Annotated in this window: 14 protein-coding genes; 6 read left to right on the forward strand and 8 right to left on the reverse strand. The window is 74.1% G+C overall.

All coding sequences use genetic code 11. The features are described from left to right. The first annotated feature begins 36 nt into the window (after positions 1-36). The 4 genes from KBX63_RS15870 to KBX63_RS15885 all read left to right on the forward strand — a co-directional run bounded on the left by KBX63_RS15870 (position 37) and on the right by KBX63_RS15885 (position 6,832). A complete protein-coding gene (locus KBX63_RS15870; RefSeq protein ID WP_210912014.1) occupies positions 37-864 on the forward strand; it encodes an MBL fold metallo-hydrolase in 828 nt (275 codons plus the stop codon). Then, the gene (locus tag KBX63_RS15875) at positions 861-4,511 is read left to right on the forward strand and encodes an adenylate/guanylate cyclase domain-containing protein (protein ID WP_210912015.1); all 3,651 of its coding nucleotides are present in this window, start codon (positions 861-863) and stop codon (positions 4,509-4,511) included. The genes KBX63_RS15870 and KBX63_RS15875 overlap by 4 nt, the downstream gene beginning before the upstream one ends. A 269-nt stretch (positions 4,512-4,780) precedes the next feature. Next, a complete protein-coding gene (locus KBX63_RS15880) occupies positions 4,781-5,305 on the forward strand; it encodes a hypothetical protein (protein ID WP_247662453.1) in 525 nt (174 codons plus the stop codon). A 30-nt stretch (positions 5,306-5,335) separates the two neighbouring features. Continuing rightward, positions 5,336-6,832, forward strand: coding sequence for a serine/threonine-protein kinase (locus KBX63_RS15885; RefSeq protein WP_210912016.1), 1,497 nt, complete (start codon positions 5,336-5,338; stop codon positions 6,830-6,832). Here the strand turns inward: KBX63_RS15885 and KBX63_RS15890 are convergent. Then, a complete protein-coding gene (locus KBX63_RS15890) occupies positions 6,819-7,121 on the reverse strand; it encodes a hypothetical protein (protein ID WP_210912017.1) in 303 nt (100 codons plus the stop codon). The two genes, KBX63_RS15885 and KBX63_RS15890, sit on opposite strands and share 14 nt — an antisense overlap. 207 nt (positions 7,122-7,328) lie before the next feature. Between KBX63_RS15890 and KBX63_RS15895 the strand changes: the two genes are divergently transcribed. After that, positions 7,329-8,270 carry a transporter substrate-binding domain-containing protein gene (locus tag KBX63_RS15895; protein WP_210912018.1) on the forward strand — a complete coding sequence of 314 codons (942 nt, stop codon included), beginning with the start codon at positions 7,329-7,331 and terminating at the stop codon, positions 8,268-8,270. Then, entirely contained in the window at positions 8,267-9,457 is a 1,191-nt protein-coding gene (locus tag KBX63_RS15900) for a hypothetical protein (RefSeq protein ID WP_210912019.1), read from the forward strand. The genes KBX63_RS15895 and KBX63_RS15900 overlap by 4 nt, the downstream gene beginning before the upstream one ends. A gap of 27 nt (positions 9,458-9,484) precedes the next feature. On the opposite strand, the gene KBX63_RS15905 is transcribed toward KBX63_RS15900, so the two are convergent. From KBX63_RS15905 to KBX63_RS15935, 7 genes are all read right to left on the reverse strand, one after another. Then, complete coding sequence (locus KBX63_RS15905) at positions 9,485-10,648, reverse strand: acyl-CoA dehydrogenase family protein (RefSeq protein ID WP_210912020.1); 1,164 nt, start codon at positions 10,646-10,648, stop codon at positions 9,485-9,487. Next, the gene (locus KBX63_RS15910; protein ID WP_210912021.1) at positions 10,645-12,729 is read right to left on the reverse strand and encodes a biotin carboxylase N-terminal domain-containing protein; all 2,085 of its coding nucleotides are present in this window, start codon (positions 12,727-12,729) and stop codon (positions 10,645-10,647) included. Before KBX63_RS15910 ends, KBX63_RS15905 begins: the two co-directional genes overlap by 4 nt. A 69-nt stretch (positions 12,730-12,798) precedes the next feature. Then, entirely contained in the window at positions 12,799-14,400 is a 1,602-nt protein-coding gene (locus tag KBX63_RS15915) for an acyl-CoA carboxylase subunit beta (protein WP_210912022.1), read from the reverse strand. Beyond that, positions 14,397-15,593 (reverse strand): acyl-CoA dehydrogenase family protein, encoded by a 1,197-nt coding sequence (locus tag KBX63_RS15920; RefSeq protein WP_210912023.1) that lies wholly within the window; start codon positions 15,591-15,593, stop codon positions 14,397-14,399. Before KBX63_RS15920 ends, KBX63_RS15915 begins: the two co-directional genes overlap by 4 nt. Beyond that, the gene (locus tag KBX63_RS15925) at positions 15,590-17,287 is read right to left on the reverse strand and encodes an acyclic terpene utilization AtuA family protein (protein ID WP_210912024.1); all 1,698 of its coding nucleotides are present in this window, start codon (positions 17,285-17,287) and stop codon (positions 15,590-15,592) included. The genes KBX63_RS15920 and KBX63_RS15925 overlap by 4 nt, the downstream gene beginning before the upstream one ends. Further along, positions 17,284-18,093, reverse strand: coding sequence for a TIGR03084 family metal-binding protein (locus KBX63_RS15930; protein ID WP_210912025.1), 810 nt, complete (start codon positions 18,091-18,093; stop codon positions 17,284-17,286). Before KBX63_RS15930 ends, KBX63_RS15925 begins: the two co-directional genes overlap by 4 nt. A gap of 37 nt (positions 18,094-18,130) precedes the next feature. After that, positions 18,131-18,736 carry a TetR/AcrR family transcriptional regulator gene (locus KBX63_RS15935; protein ID WP_210912026.1) on the reverse strand — a complete coding sequence of 202 codons (606 nt, stop codon included), beginning with the start codon at positions 18,734-18,736 and terminating at the stop codon, positions 18,131-18,133. Between the last annotated feature and the right edge of the window lie 116 nt (positions 18,737-18,852).

Genomic DNA, 18,852 nt, shown 5'->3' on the forward strand with positions numbered 1-18,852 from the left:
GCGGGGTGTGGCGAGCGGGGTCGTACGATCGCAGCCATGAGCGGGCACGTGACGGCGCCGGCGGCGGCGCTCGCCGACGAGCTGCCGAACTGGGTGACGCTGCTGCGTGCGCCGAACCCGGGCCCGATGACCCTCGACGGCACCAACACCTGGGTGCTGCGGGCGGCCCCGGGCGAGCCGGCAGTGGTGATCGACCCCGGGCCGGCCGACGAGGGCCACCTGGCGGCGATCGCCGCGTACGCGCCGGTCGGCTTCGTGCTGATCACCCACGGCCATCCCGACCACACCGAGGGCGCGCCGCGGCTGAGCGGACTGCTCGGCGGCGTGCCCGTCCTCGCCGTCGACCCGGTGCACACCATCGGTGGTGAGCCGTTGACCGAGCCGGGCGAGCACTTCGGCCTCGAGATCCGTCCGCTGGACACCCCGGGGCACACCGCCGACTCGGTGTGCTTCCTGGTCGAGTGCGGCGACGAGCGGGTGGTGCTGACCGGTGACACCATCCTCGGCCGGGGCACCACCGTGGTGGCGCACCCGGACGGGCACCTCGGCGACTACCTGACCAGCCTGGGGCGGCTGTCCGCGTACCGCGGGATCCCGGCGCTGCCCGGGCACGGCCCGGCGCTGGCCGACTGCGCCGCCGCCGCCGATCTCTACCTGGCCCACCGCCGGGCCCGGCTCGACCAGGTCCGAGCGGCCGTCGCCGCAGGCGCCCACACCCCCGGGGAGGTGGTCGCCGCTGTCTACGCGGACGTGGACCGCTCGCTCTGGTGGGCCGCCGAGTGGTCGGTCCGTGCCCAGCTCGAGTACCTGGGCGTCGACACCGGGGAATCCGGGCCGGGGGTCAGTGGGTTGGAGCACATGTGACCTGCCCCGTGTGTGGAACCGTCGCCGTTCCCGGCGCGCGGTTCTGCCACAACTGCGGTGCCGCGCTGCCGGCCGCCGCGACGTTGCCGGCGGCCGAGCGTCGGGTGGTCACGGTGCTCTTCGGCGACCTCTCCGAATTCACCTCGTGGTCGGAGGATCTCGACCCGGAACGGGTCGGTGCGGTCACCGACCGGGTGCTCGCGGCCCTCGCCGGGGCGGTGAAGACCTTCGGCGGGCACGTCGACAAGCTGACCGGTGACGGCATCATGGCCGTCTTCGGCGCCCCCGTGGCGCACGAGGACGACGCCGAGCGGGCGGTCCGGGCCGCCCTGTCCATGCAGCGCGCGGTCCGTCGGGTGCTCGACGACGAGCGGGGCGGCGGCGCGCCGCTCGGGCTCCGCGTCGGACTGAACACCGGCGACGTCATCGCGGGCATCCAGGCCGCCATCGAGTACACGGTCATCGGCGACACGGTGAACACCGCCGCCCGGCTGGCCGACGCCGCCGCCGTCGGCGCGGTCTACGCCGGCGGGCGGACGTCCGCCGCCACCCGGCACGTGGCCTCCTGGCGGGCACTGCGACCGCTGCGGCTCAAGGGCAAGCGTGAGCCGGTCGAGGCGTACGAGCTGCTCGGTCTGCTGGACGCGCCGGGCACCCGGTCGGGGCTCGGCGACGAGGCGCCCTACGTGGGCCGGGAGACCGAGATCGGTCGGGTCGCCGGCCGGCTCGCCGAGGTGATCGACCAGGGTGACCCGCGGGTGCTGCTGATGACCGCCGAGGCGGGCATCGGCAAGTCCCGCTTCGCCGCCGAGGTGGAACGGCTCGCCGCCGGATACGACGTGGGCGCCGGCCGGTACGCCGCGCACACCGGCGCCCGGGTGCTCTCGGTGCGCTGCGCCGCCTTCGGTGAGCGGCGCCGGCTCGCGCCGCTGGCCGATCTGGTCCGCGCCGCGGTCGGCCTGCCCGGTGACGCGGCCACCGCGCTGACCCGGCCGGCGGTCGAGGAGCGGTTTCGCCGGCTCGGCCAGCGGCTCGCCCGCGCCGGTGGTGAGACGGCACCGATCGCCACCGACCAGCTGCTCGCGCTGCTCGGCTACGCCGAACTTCCCACGCATGGTGGCACCGACAACGGCGAGTGGGGTGCGGGCGCGCCGGCGGCCGACGCCGAGGCGGTGCCGAACGCGGTCGCCGACCTGCTCAGCGGGCTCGCCGCGGAGGCGCCGCTGGTGATCGTGGTGGACGACCTGCACGACGCCACCGCCGAGACGATCCGCGCCCTCGGGCTGACCCTGTCCCGGCTCACCGGTCCGGTGCTGGTGCTGCTGCTCGGCCGCCCCGAGCTGGTCCGTACCGCCGGCGCGCTGACCCGGGTCGCGGACGCCGAGGTGCACTCCCTGCCGCCGCTGCGCGGTGCCGACGCGGCCCGGCTGCTCACCAGCTACCTCGGTGGCGGCAAGCTGCCGCCGGCCGACGCGGACCGGCTGCTCGCCACCGCCCAGGGCAACCCGTTCTACCTGGCCGAGCTGGTCACCCTGCTGATCGAGCGCGGGGCGCTCACCACGGTGGAGCCGGGGCGCGGTGTCCGCGACACGGTGGATCCAGCGCGTGGTGTCCGCGCGGCACCCGGCGAACGGGACCAGGGCTCGACGGCCGGCTGGCGGCTGGTGCCCGGCTCGCTGGGCAGCCGGCTGCTCTCCCGGGACCTCGCCGCCGTGCTCGCCGCCCGGATCGACGCGCTGCCGCCGGACGCCCGCTCGGTGCTGCGCGACGCCGCGGTCATCGGTGACACGGTGCCGACCGGTGCGCTGGAGGCGCTGCGCGAGCAGCACGGCGGCCGTGATGGCCGGCCCTCGGCCGTGGCCGCGGTGGAACTCGACCGGGCCGTCGACGAGCTGCTGCAACGCCGGATGCTGCACCGCACCCGCCTCGGCTACGCGTTCGCCACCCCGCTGATGCGGGAGGCCGCCTACGCCGGGGTGAGCAAGGCGGAGCTGGCCGAGCGGCACGCCGCACTGGCCCGCTGGGCGGCGCCGCGGGACGAGGTCGCAGCCGGCACGCCGGGCGGGTTCACCGACGAGGCCCGGGACGACTTCGTGGCCACCCATGTCGAGCGGGCCGCCACGCTCGCGGACGCGGTGAAGTTGCGCCCGGACGCGCCGGCCCGGGCGGTGGTCCCGCTCGGGGTCGCCGCGCTGGGCCGCGCCGCCCGCCGGTCGCTGTCCGCCGGCGAGCCGGCGCTGGCCGTGGAGTACGCCGAGCGCGCCACCGAGCTGGCCCGCGACGGGGTGCCGGCGGCCGACCGCGTGGTGCACGCGCGGGCGCTGCTCCAGATCGGCCGGGTCGTCGACGCGCTCGCGTACGCCGAGAAGATCGCCGCGAACGCGGGGGACGAGGCCGTTCGGGCCAGCGCCCTGCTGCTCGCCGGGCAGGCCCAGCAGACCCTCGGCGACCAGGGCCGGGCGGTGGCCGCCTGGCAGGAGGCGTTGCAGGTGGCCACAGCCGGTCGGCTGCCCACCCTGCGAGCCTCGGCGATGCGCCGGCTGGGCATGGCCGACTTCGTGACCGGGCGGTTGAGTCAGGCGAGCAGCCGGTTGGCCGCCGCGTACCAGGTCAGCCTCGGCGCGCAGGACCGGCGGGGGCAGGCCTGGTCGCTGCAGAACCTGGCCTGGGTGACCACCACCCGGGGCGACTTCGCCGGCACCGACGCGGTGCTCGGCCGGGCCGCCCGGCTCTTCGCCGAGCTGAAGGACCCGTACGGGCGGGCCTGGCTGCGGGGCACCACGGCGTTCGCCCGGCTGCTCGCCGGCCGGCTCGGCGAGGCGTGCCGGTTGGCGCAGGTCTTCCTGCCGTTCGGTGAGCGGGTCGGCGAGGCGTGGGCGGTGGGCACACTGCGGGCGGTGGTGGCGTTCGCCACCGCCGAGCTGGGCGAGCTGGCCGAGGCGGATCGGGAGGCCCGTCGGGCGTACCGGGAGTTCGCCGAGGCGTCCGACGACTGGGGGCGCGGGTTCGCGCTGGTGGTCCGGGCCGTGGTGGCGCGCGGGCTGGGCGAGCCGGAGCACGCGGCCGACCTGCTCACCGACGCTCTGGCGTACGCCGAGCGGACCTCGCACCCGCTGCTCACCGGGATGGCCGGCACGCTGCGTGGTTTCGTGGCGCTGGACATGGGTGACTGTGCGACCGCCGAGCAGGCCGCCCGCGCGGTGCTCACCGCCGTGGAACCGCACAACCCGCAGGCCCCGGCGCAGGTCGCGCCACGGGTGCTGCTGGCGACCGCCCGGCTGGCGGCCGGCGACCCGGCGACCGCGGTCGGGCTGCTCGCCCCGGTGGCCACCGCCGCCGCGAACGCACCGTCGCTGCTCTTCTCCCGCCGCCAGACGATGGCCCGGTACGCGTCGGCGCTGCTCGCCCACGGTCAGCGGGAGCAGGCGCTGGACTGGGCGCGGCGGGCGGTCACCGCACCGGCCGAGGACGTACGCAGCCAGGTGATCGCGGCCAGCGTGCTGGCTGAGGCGCTGGCTGCCTGTGGTCGCCCGGCGGAGGCCCTGTCCTGTGCGGACGAGGCGGTCCGCCTGGCGTACGCCACCGAGCAGCGCAGCGAACGTGCCGAGGCGGACGCCCTGCGCGCCCGGCTCGCCGCCACCCCCTAACCCCGCCCCGGCGCGCGTCGATCTAGGGACGATTGCTGCTCTAGGAGATCAACTCGCCGTGATTTGCCCTAGATCGGCGAGGCGAGGCGAGGCGAGGCGAGGCGAGGCGCGGCATCGGCGGGGCGGGGCATCGGCGGGGCGGGGCGGGCGGGACGGGGATCCGGTTCTGACGGTTTCGGGGATGTGATGGTCGTGGGCGAGCGGCTAGCGTGTCACCACCGTGTGCCGGTCCACAGTGGTGACCGTTGCCGTGCCTGGGGAGGCCCTTCATGAAGCTGCCGCGTTCCATCGCGGGCTGGACCATCGCGGTCTTTGGCGTGCTGGCGCTGGTGATGGGCGCGGTTGGGCTGCTCTGGCCGGAGGCGCAGCTGCGCATGCTCGGGTTCGAGGTGCCGGCGACGCGTGCCGTTGGTGACCACACCGGCACCTTCCTGCTGGCATCCTCGATGGCGGCGTTCAACATGGGCGTCTACTACCTGCTCGCGACGGTGACCGAGTGGCGGGCGTTCTACCGGTTCACGGTGGTCTTCCGGCTGGTGACCTTCACCGTGTTCACCATCGCCGTGCTGGCCGACATCGCGCCCGACCGGTTCTTCGGCGTGGCCGCCTGGGAGGGCCTGGGCGCGCTGGCCACCGCCGTCGGCCTGCGCCTGGACGCCCGGAGGGGCGCGCCGGCCGGCGCCGGCGCGACGCCGGAGCACACCGCTGCGACGGCCGACGGCACGGACGTCGCGGACGACGTTGGAGAGGGACCCGGCGCGGCCGGTGCCGCTCCGGCGGACGCGGTGCGCTGAGCCACCGACAGGGTTGGGTATTTTCGAGCAGTGACCGACACCCCGAACGGCGGCTTGCGGGTGCCGAACGTGCCCGGTCTGACTGATTTGAGGGTTTTTGCCCGGGGTGGTTACGCGACCGTCTACCAGGCCACCCAGATCTCGGTGGGCCGTGAGGTCGCCGTCAAGGTGGAGAACCGCACGCTGGACAGCGAGCGCGACCAGGCCCGTTTCCTGCGCGAGGCGCGGGCTGCCGGGCGGATGTCGTCGCACCCGCACGTCGTGGACCTCTTCGACGTCGGGGTCACCGTCGACCAGCACCCCTACCTGATCATGGAGCTCTGCGACGGGTCGTACGCCGAACGGATGCGCACCTCCCCGCTGGGTCCGGTGGAGGCGCGTGACCTGGGCCTGAAGATCGCCGACGCGCTGGCCCACTCGCACGCGGCCGGGGTGCTGCACCGGGACGTGAAGCCGGCGAACATCCTCTACTCGCACTTCAACTCGGCGGTGCTGGCCGACTTCGGGCTGGCCGTGCTGGCCGAGGCCCGGGATGCCTCCGTCACCCTGGAGGTGCTCACCCCGGCGTACGCGCCGCCGGAGATGTTCAACCACAGCCCACCGTCGCCGGCCGTCGACGTGTACGCGCTCTGCGCCACCCTCTACGCGGTGATGCACGGCCGGCCGCCGCGCTGGCAGTCCGAGCGCAACCCCAGCCTCGTCACCGTGCTGGAGATGTTCAACCAGCCGGTCCCCCACCTGCCCGGCGTGCCGGACGAGCTGATCGACGTACTCCGCGCCGGCATGGTCAACGACCCGGCCGATCGGCCGTCCGCCCTCGAACTGCACGACCTGCTCGCCAGCCTGCCGCTCGGCCCGCCGTCGGCGCCGGTCAGCGGCGCCCCGGTCAGCGGCGCGACGGGCCACGCCGGCCCGTACGTCGCCAGCCAGCCGATGCCCCGCCCCCCGGTTGAGGACGTCCACCCGACGGTCCCCGGCGGCCGGCGCTGGCGGCGCTGGTTCCTCGGCGCCGCCGGGGCGCTCGCGCTCGCCGCCTCCGCCAGCGCCGGCGCCTGGATGGCCGGCGGCGGCCCGCAACCCGGCCCGTCCCCCTCGGTCAGCCGGGTCGCCGCGCCAGCGACCGGGCCGCTGCCCGGCTGCACGACCGACACCGGCGCGCCGACCACTCTGCCGGAGGGTGCCCGGTGCCTGCCCGAGCTGGAGTGCTTCGGCCCGGTGCGGATCCGCGGCACCCGCGCCGAGGCGGCCCGTGTCCCCTGCACCGGGCGGCACACCTGGGAGACGTACGCCGAGGGCATCCTGCCCGTGTCGCTGGTCGGCGCCGAGTATGACGACGTGGTCGCCGCTGAGCCGGTGCGCCAGGTGTGCAGCGCGACCACGTTCCGATTGACCACGGGGATCACCGAGCCGGTCGGCTGGCACCTGGAGGTGCTGCCGCCGATTGACGGCAGCCTCGACCGGACCTACCGGTGCCTGGCCGGGCGAGGCGTCGACGCGCTCACCGCGCCCACACTCACCGGTCGCTGAGCCCGCCCAACCCGCGCCGCCGGTCACGCACCGCACGCAACGCGTCCCGGCTGTCCAGGGCTTCGAGGGTGTCCGCGTCGATTCCGTACGGCATCAGCTCCGGCGGCCCGGCGGCGAACGGACGGTCCACCGGCTTGGGGTCGTCGCCCTGCCGGGCGGCGGACACGGACACTCCGGCGACCATGGCCAGCAGGACACAGAGCAACGCGAGGACCACGCCGAGAAAGTCCTGGCGGCGCCAGACGACCAGCGTGACCAGCAGCGCGAGGACTCCCAGCGCTGCGACCACCGCTACCGTCCGCGCATCGGACCTGGGCAATCGACTCACCTCTCCAGCATGTCGTCGCGCGGCCCGCTGTCAACCGCAGAGACGCCCGGCGTGCCGATCGACGCGACCAGCCGGACCGACCGACAGGGCCGATCGGTGTCCACACGGAGTGGACCGAAACCGCTACTCTCGGTGTCCCGCAGGCCGGTTCCGTCAGCGAGGTCGCCCATGAACGCACGCAGTGCCCAGTCCCGGCTCCGCTCGGTCGCGACGACACTGGCGGTCGCCCTGACCCTCACCCTGGCCGCCGCGGCCGGCTGCGACAGCCGGCAGGAGCCGGACCTGCAGTCCGTGCAGGAGAAACTGCGCGAGACGCACATCTACGGCCAGTCGAAGCTGCGCATCGGCGTCGCCACCAACGAGCCGTTGATGGGCGAATTGCGCAACGGTCAGCACGTCGGCTTCGACGTCGAGATCGGCCGGTACGTCGCCGCCTCGCTCGGCTACGAGGGCGAGCAACGGCTCGAGTTCGTCTCGGTGTCCACCGAGGACCGTATCCCGGCCCTGCAGGGCGGCACGGTCGACCTGGTGGTGTCCAGCTTCTCCATGACCGAGGACCGCAAGAAGCTGGTCAGCTTCGCCGGGCCGTACTTCGTCACCACGCAGGAGGTGATGGTGCCGACCCGGCTCAAGGACCGGATCCGCACCATCGAGGACCTCCGCGACCCGGCCTACAAGATCTGCACCAGCGGCGGTTCCACGACCGAGGCCGAGCTGGAGAAGCACCAGGTCAAGACGTTCGTGGTGAAGGACGTCGGTGACTGCGTCGACGGCATCCGGAAGGGCCGGTACGACGCGGTCAGCTCCGACGAGGCGATTCTCGCCGGCTTCCTGGCCACCTTTTCGAAGGAGTTTGAGATCGTGGACATGCCGTTCGGCACCAGCGAGCTGCTGGGCATCGGCGTTCCGATCGGCGATCCCGCGCTGCGCGACCTGGTCGCGTTCTTCCTGCAGAAGAGCTACCAGCAGGGCCGGGACGGCCAGGCGAGCCCCTGGCAGACCGCGTACAACCGGACGCTCGGCCCCTGGCTGCCCGCCGAGAAGCGGCAGCCGCAGCCGTTGGACGTGCCGAAGCTGGTCGACTTCGACGACAAGGCGCCCCGGCGGTGAGCACGGCGCCGACCGTCACCAGCGGAGCAGGCGCGGATGATCCGGTCCCGCCGCCCCGGGCGTCCGCGCCCACCGGCACCGCCGTCTCGCCGGTCGCCGACGTTCCGGCCGGCGTCGAGGCGGGCGCCGCCGGTTGGCCGGCGGGCGTGCCGGCCGCCGAACCCGACGAGCCGGTCGTCGCCGACGTCGAGCCCGGGCGGGTGCGGTGGGACCCGGCGGAGCGGCGGGCCCGCGCCAGCCAGTCGTTCTGGACCGCGGTGGTGGGCGTACCGGCCATCTTCTCGGTGCTCCGGCTCGGCGTGGAGGCGGGCGGCGAACTCCAGACCACGCTGCTGCTGGTGGCCAACGTCGGGCCGGTCAACCTGCTCGCCGGCTTCCTGACCACGGCGGCCCGGCTGCTCTCCACCGGGCTGGTCGCCGTCTTCGCGCTCGGCGCGGTGCTGGGCGTCAGCGTGGACCGGTTGCCGCCCGGCACCCGCCGTCGCCCGCTCTTCGCCCGCTGGGCCGACCTCACCCCGGCCTGGCTCGTGCTGGCCAGCTTCCTGCTCGCCCTGCTCACCTGGCCGCTGCTCTACCTGCCGCTGCTCCTGCCGGCGTTTGTGGCCGCCTTCCAGCTCCGCCCCGGGCGGCTGCACGAACGGGTCGCGCCACGGCTGCTGCTGATCGTCGCGCTGCTCGCCGGGTACGGCTGGCTGGTGCTGCCCACGCTGCGCGACGCCGGCGGGCAGGGCGAGCTGCTGGCGCTGGCGCTCATCGTGGTGCCGCCGGTGCTGGCCCTGTTCATCGCCGGGCCGCTGCCCGGCCTGGTGATCCGGCCGCTGGCGTCGGTGACCGAGGTGGCAGTGCTGGCCATGCTGGTCTGGGCCGCGCTGCCGGTGATCAGCACGCCGGTGCTGCCGCTGACCGTCACCACGGTGGGCGCGGAGAACGGGCCCACCGAGGACGTACGGGGGCACGTGGTGACCACCGACGACGTCAACATGGTGATCCTCCAGGAGCGGGGCGGCGTGCGGTACGTGCCGGTCGAGCTGGTCCGCGCCCAGGTGCTCTGCCCCAGCGAGGAGGAGTTGCCCCGGCACCGGCTGCGGATCCACGACTTCCACGTCGAGGACTCGCTGCTGGAGGGGATGGGCCGGCGGGTCCGACCGGTGCACCGGATCGACGCCGCCTGCCGCGCCCCGAGCTGAGCCCCGCCGGCAGGGGACCGATGCGGGTCAGTACGACTTCTCCTGGCCGAGCACGTGTTGGGCGACGAAGTTGAGGATCATCTCCCGGCTGACCGGGGCGATCCGGCCGGCCCGGACCGCCCCGAGCAGGGTGGCCACCCCGTACTCGGTGGTCATGCCGGCCCCGCCGAGCACCTGGACGGCGGTGTCCACGGCGAGCGCGGCGGCCTCCCCGGCGGCGTACTTGGCCATGTTGCCGGCCACCCCGGCCTCCAGGTCGCGGCCCGCATCGTACAGGGTCGCCGCCTTCTGGATCATCAAGCGGGCAAGCTCGACCTGCACCGCCGCGTGCGCCAATGGGTGCGACACCCCCTGGTGGGAGCCGATGCTCCGGCCGCCCCAGACCTTGCGGGTGGCGGTGTACTCGCTGGCCCGCTCGATGGCGTACCGGCCGGTGCCGGCGCCCATGGCGGCGACGGTGATCCGCTCCGGGTTGAGCCCGGCGAAGAGAGCCGGCAGCCCGGCGTCCAGCGACTCGCCGACCAGCGCGTCGGCCGGCACGCGAACGTCGTCCAGGTAGAGCAGGAACTGGTTCTCCGGAGACAGGATCTCCATGTCCAGCTCGGAACGGGTCAGCCCGGCCACGTCGGTCGGCACGAGGAACAGCGCCGGCTTGAGCTTTCCGGTCCCCGTGTCCTCGGTACGAGCCACCACCAGCACATGGTCGGCCTCGTCGACCCCCGAGATGTAGCACTTGCGGCCGGAGAGCAGCCAGCCGTCGCCGTCGCGACGGGCCACCGTGCCGAGCCGGTGGAAGTTGGAGCCCGCCTCCGGCTCGGTGATCGCGAAGACGATCTTCTGGGAGCCGTCGGCGAGGCCGGGCAGGTGCCGCTTGCGCTGCTCCTCCGTGCCGTGCCGGTTGATGACGGTGGCCGCGATGGCGGGGGAGACCACCAGCAGCAGCAGCGGGCAGCCGGCCGCCGCCAGCTCCTCGCAGACGATGGCCAACTCGGTGATGCCGCCGCCCCCGCCGCCGTACTCGGTGGGGATGTTGACGCCCAGGTAGCCGAGCTGGCCCGCCTCGGCCCACAGCTCGGTGGTGTGTTGCCCCGATTTCGCTTTCGCTACGAAGTAGGGGTGACCGTATCTGCGGCCCAGCGCCCGCACGGCGTCGCGCAGCTGGTCCTGCTCGGGGGTGAGGTCGAAGGTCATCGGGAGTCCTCCTCGGGGTTCGACGGCTCGGGGTCGCGGCCCGGCGCAGGACGCGCCGAGCTGGAGGTGTCGATGACGGCCAGCACGGCGCCGGTGCGAACCTGACCGCCGGCCGGCACCGGCAGCTCCGCGACCACGCCGTCGGTCGGGGCGAGCACGGGATGTTCCAGCTTCATCGCTTCGAGCGTGAGCAGCGGATCGCCGGCCGCGACCCGCTGGCCGACCTGAACGTGCACCCGGGCCACCGCGCCGGGCAGCGGCGCGAGCAGCGACCCGGCGGCCAGTTCCGCGGTGGGCAGCGGGAAACGCGGCAGCTCGGCCAGGCTCGCCGCCCCGTCCGGGCCGTCCACGAAGACCGCCGACCCCACCCGGTGTACGCGGTACGCGCGCCGCACGCCGTCGACGTCGAGCACGACCCGGTCCGGAGTGGCCTCGACCAGCGCCACAATGGGTGCCCCGGCCGTTTCCGGCCGGTCCCCGGATCCCCCGGCGGCACCGGAAGCCGCCAGCGTGCTGGACCAGTCGTCGAGCCCTCCGGTGCGGTTCAGGCGGTAGCGAATCTCCAGCTCGTCGCCGTCGGGGCCGGCGAAGCGGGCGACCTGGGGGAAGGCGGGAACGTTGCGCCAGCCGGAGGGGAGCCCGGGAAGCACCGGCGCGCTCGCTCGGCGCTGCGCGGCGCCCGCCAGTGCCGCGGCGAGGGCGGTGACCGGGAGCTGGTCGGTGGGGAGCAGCGGAACGAAGACCTCCGGGTGCCGGTCCAGGAAACCAGTGTCGATCTCGCCCGCCGCGAACTCCCGGCTGCGCAGCACCCGGACCAGCAGATCGCGGTTGGTCGCCACCCCGTGCAGCTCGGCCCGGGCCAGTGCGCCCGCCAGGGCCCGAGCCGCCTCCGACCGGGTCGGCGCCACGGCGATCAGCTTGGCGAGCAGCGAGTCGTAGTGCACGCCCACCACCGAGCCCGTCACCACGCCGGAGTCGAGCCGCAGCCCCGACCGCTGGAGCCAGCCGAACTCGCGGTCCACCCCGGGCACGCTGAACCGGTGCAGGGTGCCCGTGGCGGGCCGCCAGCCCTGCGCCGGCTCCTCCGCACACAGCCGCACCTCGATCGCGTAGCCGCGGGCGGCGGGGTAGGGGGCGTGCGCGGGCAGCGGGGCGCCCTCGGCCACCAGCAGTTGCAACCGGACCAGGTCCAGCCCGCCCGGGGTGATCAACTCGGTGACGGGGTGCTCCACCTGGAGTCGGGTGTTCATCTCGAGGAAGAAGAACTCGCCGGTCGGTGCGAGCAGGAATTCGACCGTGCCGGCCCCCACGTAGTCGACCGCCCGCCCGGCGGTCACGGCCGCCTCGTGCAGCCGATCCCGCAGCCCGTTGGGGAGGTTCCCCGGCGCCTCCTCGATGATCTTCTGGTGTCGGCGCTGGATCGAGCACTCCCGCACACCCAGAGCGTTGACCGTGCCGTGGGCGTCACCGAAGATCTGCACCTCGACGTGCCGGCCGCGCTCGACGTACCGCTCGATGAAGACCGTGCCGTCGCCGAACGCCGCAGCCGCCTCGCGGCGCGCCGAGGCGACGGCCTCGGCCAACCCCCCGGCGTCCCGGACGATCCGCATCCCGCGCCCGCCGCCGCCGGCCGCCGCCTTGACCAGCACCGGGAAATCGGTGATCTCGTCGGTGTCGGTCCAGCTGGGCGGCATCGGCACGCCCGCCTCGGCGAGCAGCGCCTTCGCGGCCAGCTTGTCGCCCATCGCGGCGATCACCTTGGCCGGCGGCCCCACCCAGGTCAGGCCGGCGTCGGTCACCGCCGCCGCGAACTCGGCGTTCTCGGCGAGGAAGCCGTAACCCGGGTGGACGGCGTCCGCGCCGCTGCGGCGGGCCGCCGCTAGGATCCTGTCGACCCGCAGGTACGTCTCGGCCGGCGTGTCCCCCGGCAGCCGGACCGCCTGGTCCGCGTCGGCGACGAACGGCGCGGCGGCGTCCGAGTCCGAGTGCACGGCGACCGTCTCCACGCCGAGCGCCCGGCAGGTCGCGAAAATCCGGCGGGCGATCTCCCCCCGGTTGGCCACCAGAAGTCGGGTGATCATGTTCCTCTGAGCCTGCCTCTCGTTCGCGACTGCGGGACTCCGCTGCGGTGCGTTCCTCGCGCTCACCGGCTACATCCGGAAGACGCCGAAGCCGTCGGCGCCCTGCACCGGTCCGTTGTGGATCGCCGAGAGGCAGAGCCCGAGGACGGTCCGGGTGTCCCGGGGGTCGATCACCCCGTCGTCGTAGAGCCGGCCGGAGAGGAACAGCGCCCCGGACTGCGACTCGATCTGCTGCTCGACCATCATCCGCATCGCCGCGTCGGACTCCTCGTCGTAGTCGCGCCCGCGGGCGGCGGCGGCCTGCCGCGCCACGATGGACAACACGCCGGCGAGCTGCGCGGGGCCCATCACCGCCGACCTGGCGTTCGGCCAGGTGAACAGGAACCTCGGCTCGTACGCCCGCCCGCACATGCCGTAGTTGCCGGCCCCGTAGGAGGCACCCAGGTTCACCGTCAGGTGCGGCACCGTCGAGTTGGACACCGCGTTGATCATCAACGCGCCGTGCTTGATGATGCCGCGCTGCTCGTACTCGGTGCCGACCATGTAGCCGGTGGTGTTCTGGAGAAAGACCAGCGGGGTGTCGACGGCGTTGGCGAGCTGGATGAACTGGGCCGCCTTCTGCGCCTCCTCGCTGAACAGCACACCCCGTGCGTTGGCCAGCACGCCCACCGGGTACCCGTGCAGCTCCCCCCAGCCGGTGACCAGCGCGCCACCGTACGCCGGCTTGAACTCGTCGAAGTCACTGCCGTCCAGGATCCGCGCCAGCACCTCGCGTGGGTCGAACGGCACCTTGAGGTCGGCGCTGGCGATGCCGAGCAGCTCCTCCGGGTCGTACTTCGGTGGCTGTGGGACGGCGGTGCGCGGCGGCGGGCCCTGCTTGCGCCAGTTCAGCCGCCGGACGCACTGCCGGGCCAGTCGGATGCCGTCCCGCTCGTCCTCAGCCAGGTAGTCGGCGAGCCCGGACGTGCCCGCGTGCATCGCCGCGCCACCCAGCGACTCGTCGTCGGTGACCTCGCCGGTGGCCATCTTCACCAGCGGCGGCCCGGCCAGGTAGACCTGCGACCGGTCCCGGGTCATGATCACGTGGTCGGACATCCCCGGCACGTACGCGCCACCGGCCGTGGCGTTGCCGAAGACCACGCTGACCGTGGGAATGCCCGCCGCCGAGAGCCGGGTCAGGTCACGGAACACCCGGCCGCCCGGAATGAAGATCTCCGCCTGGGTGGGCAGGTCCGCACCGGCCGACTCGACCAGATTGACCATCGGCAGCCGGTTGGCCAGCGCGATCTCCCCGGCCCGCCGGGTCTTCGCCAGCGACCACGGGTTGACCGCACCGCCGCGGACCGTCGGGTCGTTGGCGACGATCAGGCACTCCACGCCCTCGACCACGCCGATGCCGGTGACCACGCTGGCCCCGACCGGGAAGTCCGTGCCGTAGGCGGCGACCGGCGACAGCTCCAGGAAGGGGCTGTCGGCGTCCACCAGCAGCTCGATCCGTTCCCGGGGCAGCAGCTTGCCGCGGGCGTGGTGCCGGGTCATGTACTTCTCTCCGCCGCCGGCCCGCGCCTGGTCCAGTGCGGCGTCCAGCTCGGCCAGCCGGTCCAGCAGCGCCGCCCGGTTCGCGGCGTACCCGGGTGCGGACGGGTCGATCGCGCTGTCCAGGGTGGTCATAGACCCATGCCTTTCACGATGATCTCGTTCATGATCTCGGTGGTGCCGCCGCCGATGCCGAGAATCCGGGCGTCCCGGTAGTGCCGCTCCACCTCGGCGTCGCGCAGGTAGCCGAAGCCGCCGTGCAGCTGCAACGCCTGGTCGACGACGTGGTCGCAGGCGGCCACCGCGACGTTCTTGGCCATCGCCACCTCGGTCACGACCGGCTCGCCGGCCGCCACCCGACCGGCCACCTCGTGCACGTACGACCGGGCCGCCTCCGCACGCGTGTGCATCTCGGCCAGCCGGTGCCGGACCAGCTGCCGGCTGGCCAGCGGGCGGCCGAAGGTCTCCCGGTCCCGGCACCAGCGCACCGCCAGCTCGACGCAGCGCTGCGCCGTGGCGTACGCCTGCGTGGCCAGCGAGAGCCGCTCCGCGGCGAAGTGCTGCATGATCGCCAGGAAGCCGGTGTTCTCCGCGCCGATCCGGTTGGCCACCGGCACCCGTACGTCGACGAAGGAGAGCTCGGCCGTGTCCGAGCAGTGCCAGCCCAGCTTCTCCAGCCGGCGACCCACGGTGAACCCGGGACTGCCCTTGTCGATGACCAGCAGGCTGAGCTCTCCGCTGCCCGGGAAGTCGGTGCAGACCGCGGTGGTCACGAAGTCGGCCCGGTGCCCGCTGGTGATGTAGGTCTTCGACCCGTTCACCACGTAGTGGTCGCCGTCCCGGCGTGCGGCGGTACGGATGCCGGCAACGTCCGAACCGCCATCCGGCTCGGTGATCGCCAGCGCCCCGATCATCGTTCCGGCCAGCGTGGGCCGGACGTACCGCTCGATCAGGTCGTCGTCACCGGCCGTCGACGCGCCGCCGAACCGGCCGCCCAGCGAGCCACCGGTGCGCGCACCGGATGCCGCGACCATGTGCGGCAACGCGATGCCGTGCGTGAACAGAGCCGCGACCAGGCCGGACGAACCGCCGGAGCGGATCAGCTCCTCGGTCACGAGGATCGAGTCGAGCAGGTCGCCGCCGCTCCCGCCGACCGACTCGGGGAAGCCGATGCCGAGCAGACCGAGCTTCGCGGCGGTGGCGTGCAGCGCCCGGGGCACCTCGCCGGCCCGTTCCCACTCGTCCAGGTGTGGCAGCACCTCCCGGGTCACGAAGGCCCGGGTCAGCTCGCGCAGTTGCCGCCGCTCCGGGGTGTCCACGATGCTCACGCCGCCTCCCCGCCCGATGTTGCCGGACCGCTCGGCACGTCGACCGGCAGGTCGACGATCCGCGAGCGCAGCAGCTCGCCGAGCGCCTTGGCCTGCGGGTCGAACCGGGTGGACGCGGCCACCCCGGCCCCGAGCAGGCCCCCGATCACGAAGTTGACCGCGCGCAGGTTCGGCAGCTCGTACCGCTGCACCGTCAGCGGTGCGGTCTCCGGCAGCAGCTCGGCCAGCCGTTCAACCGTCAACCAGTGCCGCAGCCAGGCATGCCCGGCGTCGGAGCGCGCCCAGACACCGAGGTTGGCGTCCCCGCCCTTGTCCCCGGAGCGCGCGCCGACCAGTTCACCGAGCGCCCCCCGCCGCGTTCGAGGTAAGGAAGGGCCCCTTGTTATCGGATTTTGTTGTACAGGGGGCCCCTGCAAACACGTGGTCGGTGGTGGCGCGATCGGCACCCGCTCGCCGGAGGGCAGTACGGCCACGTGCTCCACCGCGTCCTGCGGCACCGTCTCGGCGGTGAAGACGCCGTACGGTGTCGCGTCGCCCGGCAGCGTGGTCAGGGTGCAGCCCGGGTACGAGGCGAGCGCCAGCTCCACCGCGGCGGCCGAGAACGCCCGGCCGGCCCGCGTCCGGTCGCTGTCGCGCAGGTGGACGTGGAGCAGGGCGCTGGCCGCCTCGGTGTCGGTGGCGTCCGGATGGTCGGTCCGGGCCAGCACGAACTCCAGCCCGTCCTTGCCCACCGCCTCCTCGACCTGCCCCTGGACCAGGGCCGCCTTCGCCTCGATGTCCAGCCCGCAGAGCACGAACGTCATCGAGTTGCGGAAGCCACCGAGGTTGTTGACGCCCACCTTCAGGGTGGCCGGCGGAGGCGTGCCCCGGACGCCGGAGACCCGGACCCGGTCCGGCCCGTCCGGGCGCAGCGTCACGCTGTCCAGGCGGGTCACCACGTCCGGCCCCAGGTACGCGGGCCCACCGACCTCGTAGAGCAGCTGGGCGGTGACCGTCTCCACGGTGACCGCACCGCCGGTGCCCGGATGCTTGGTGAGCACCGTGGAACCGTCCGGGTGCACCTCGGCGATCGGGAAGCCGGGCCGGTGCCCGCCGTCGGGCAGTTCGGTGAAGAAGCTGAAGTTGCCCCCGGTGACCTGCGCGCCGCACTCGAGGAGGTGCCCCGCTGCGGTCGCCCCGGCCAGCTCGTCCAGGTCGTCGCGGCCCCACCCGTAGCGGGCGATGGCCGGGCCGACCACCAGCGACGCGTCGGTGACCCGTCCGGTGACCACCACGTCCGCCCCGCCGTCGAGGCAGGCGGCGATCCCGAACGCGCCCAGGTAGGCGTTCGCCGTCAGCGCGTCGGGCCGCTGGATCGCGTCGCCCCCGACGTACCCGACCTTCACCGGCAGGTCCAGCCGATCGGCGAGCCGGTTGATGGCGGCGGCCAGGCCGGCCGGGTTGAGCCCACCGGCGTTCGTCACGATCCGCGTACCCCGCTCGAGGGCGGTGCCGAGGCAGGTCTCCAGCTGGCGCAGGAAGGTTTTCGCGTAGCCCAGATCGGGGTCGCGCAGCCGGTCCCGGCCGAGGATCAGCATGGTCAGCTCGGCCAGATAGTCGCCGGTCAGCACGTCCAGCTCGCCGCCGTCGAGCATCTCCCGCCAGGCGGTGAACCGGTCACCGTAGAAGCCGGAGGCGTTGCCGATGCGGATCATGCCCGTACTCCGTGCCCACCGGCCGGCGTGGCGGACGGCTCCCGCCCGGCGCCCGGCGGACCGGCGAAGGCCTGCGCCACGTCGAGCCATTCGTCGCCGACCGGCCCGGTGGCCAGCAGGGCGAGGTCCGCGCGGTGCCGACGCTGGGTGACCAGCAGGCAGAAGTCCCGGGCCGGGCCGGTCAGCCGGTCGGCGGCGTCCGCTGGACCCCAGCTCCAGGTGTCGCCGCCGGGTCCGGTCAGCTCGACCCGGACCGGCGCCGTCGGCGCCGGTCGGCCGTGCGCGGCGAAGCCGTGCCCGAGAGTACGAACGCCGAGGTGCGCCACGTGCCGGAGCCGGTCGCTGGCGGGGCGGGCGACGCCGAGCGCGTCGGCCACGTCCTCGCCGTGTGCCCAGGTTTCCATGATTCGGGCGGTCGCCATTGAGGTGGCCGACATTCGGGTGCCGTACCAGGGCAGCTTCTCGCCGGTCGGGACGGCGGCCAGCGCGGCGGCGAGCGCCGTCCGGCCGGCGCGCCAGCGGGTCAGCAGCTCCGCCGGCGGGGCGAGGAACTGCTCGGCGCCGTGGTCGACCAGTCGGGCCGGCTCGGGCGCGGCGCTCACCGTCGCGAAGAAGGCCGCGGCGTCGGTGGCGGCCAGTAGCGCCACGTGGTCGGTCCAGGCGAGGTGGGCGACCTGGTGCCCGATGCTCCAGCCCGGCGCGGGGGTCGGCCGAGTCCAGTCGTCGGCCGGTAGCGGAGCCACCAGGGCGTCCAGCTCGGCGGACTCGTCGGCCAGGTCCGTGAGCAGGTCGGTGAGGTCGACCATGGTGCCTCCGGTCGGTGCGGGCCGGTGCGGCCGGCGGTCAGGGCGTGAGCAGAGTGGCGAGCTGGCGCTTCCAGGTGGTCAGCAGGGCGGTACGCCGGGCGGAGTCGTCGTTGAGCAGGTTCGCCACGCCCAGCCCACGAAGCAGGTCGAGGGTGGCCTGCACCGCCTCCCGGACGCCGGGGCGGCGTTCGTCGACGCCGAGCAGGGCGACGGTGAGCCGGTGCATCTCCCGGCCGACCGTCGCCTCCAGAGGGACCAGGGCGTCCCGAAGCTCCCGGTCGGTGCGGGCGGCGACCCAGAGTTCGAGCGCGGCCACGAAGAGCGGCCCGGTGAAGGCCACGCCGAGCAGGTCGATCACCCGGTCGAGCCGCTGCGGCCCGGCCGGCAACGCCTCCGCCTCGGTGCGCAGTTCGTCGGCTCGGCGTTCGGCCAGGTGGGCGACGGCGGCCGTGACCAGCGCGGCCTTGGTGGGGTAGTGGTGCAGCTGGGCGCCCCGCGAGACGCCGGCCCGGGTCGCGACGACGGTCGTGGTGGTCCCGGACCAGCCGTGCTCGACCAGGCAGTCGACGGTCGCCTCCAGCAGCCGGGCCTGGGTGGCCCGACTGCGCTCCTGCTGAGGGACACGGGTCGATGCGGTGGACACGGGCATAGCCTGCGGCCTACGAAACAAACAGTCAAGACTGACTTTTTCTGGGCCTCGCGTCCCTCTTGTGGGCACGCGGTGGCACGGCGGCGGCCCGGCTCGGGGTTGGTTGCGGT

Origin of the sequence: Micromonospora sp. U21 (genome assembly GCF_018070045.1) — a bacterium.
Lineage (GTDB): Bacteria > Actinomycetota > Actinomycetes > Mycobacteriales > Micromonosporaceae > Micromonospora.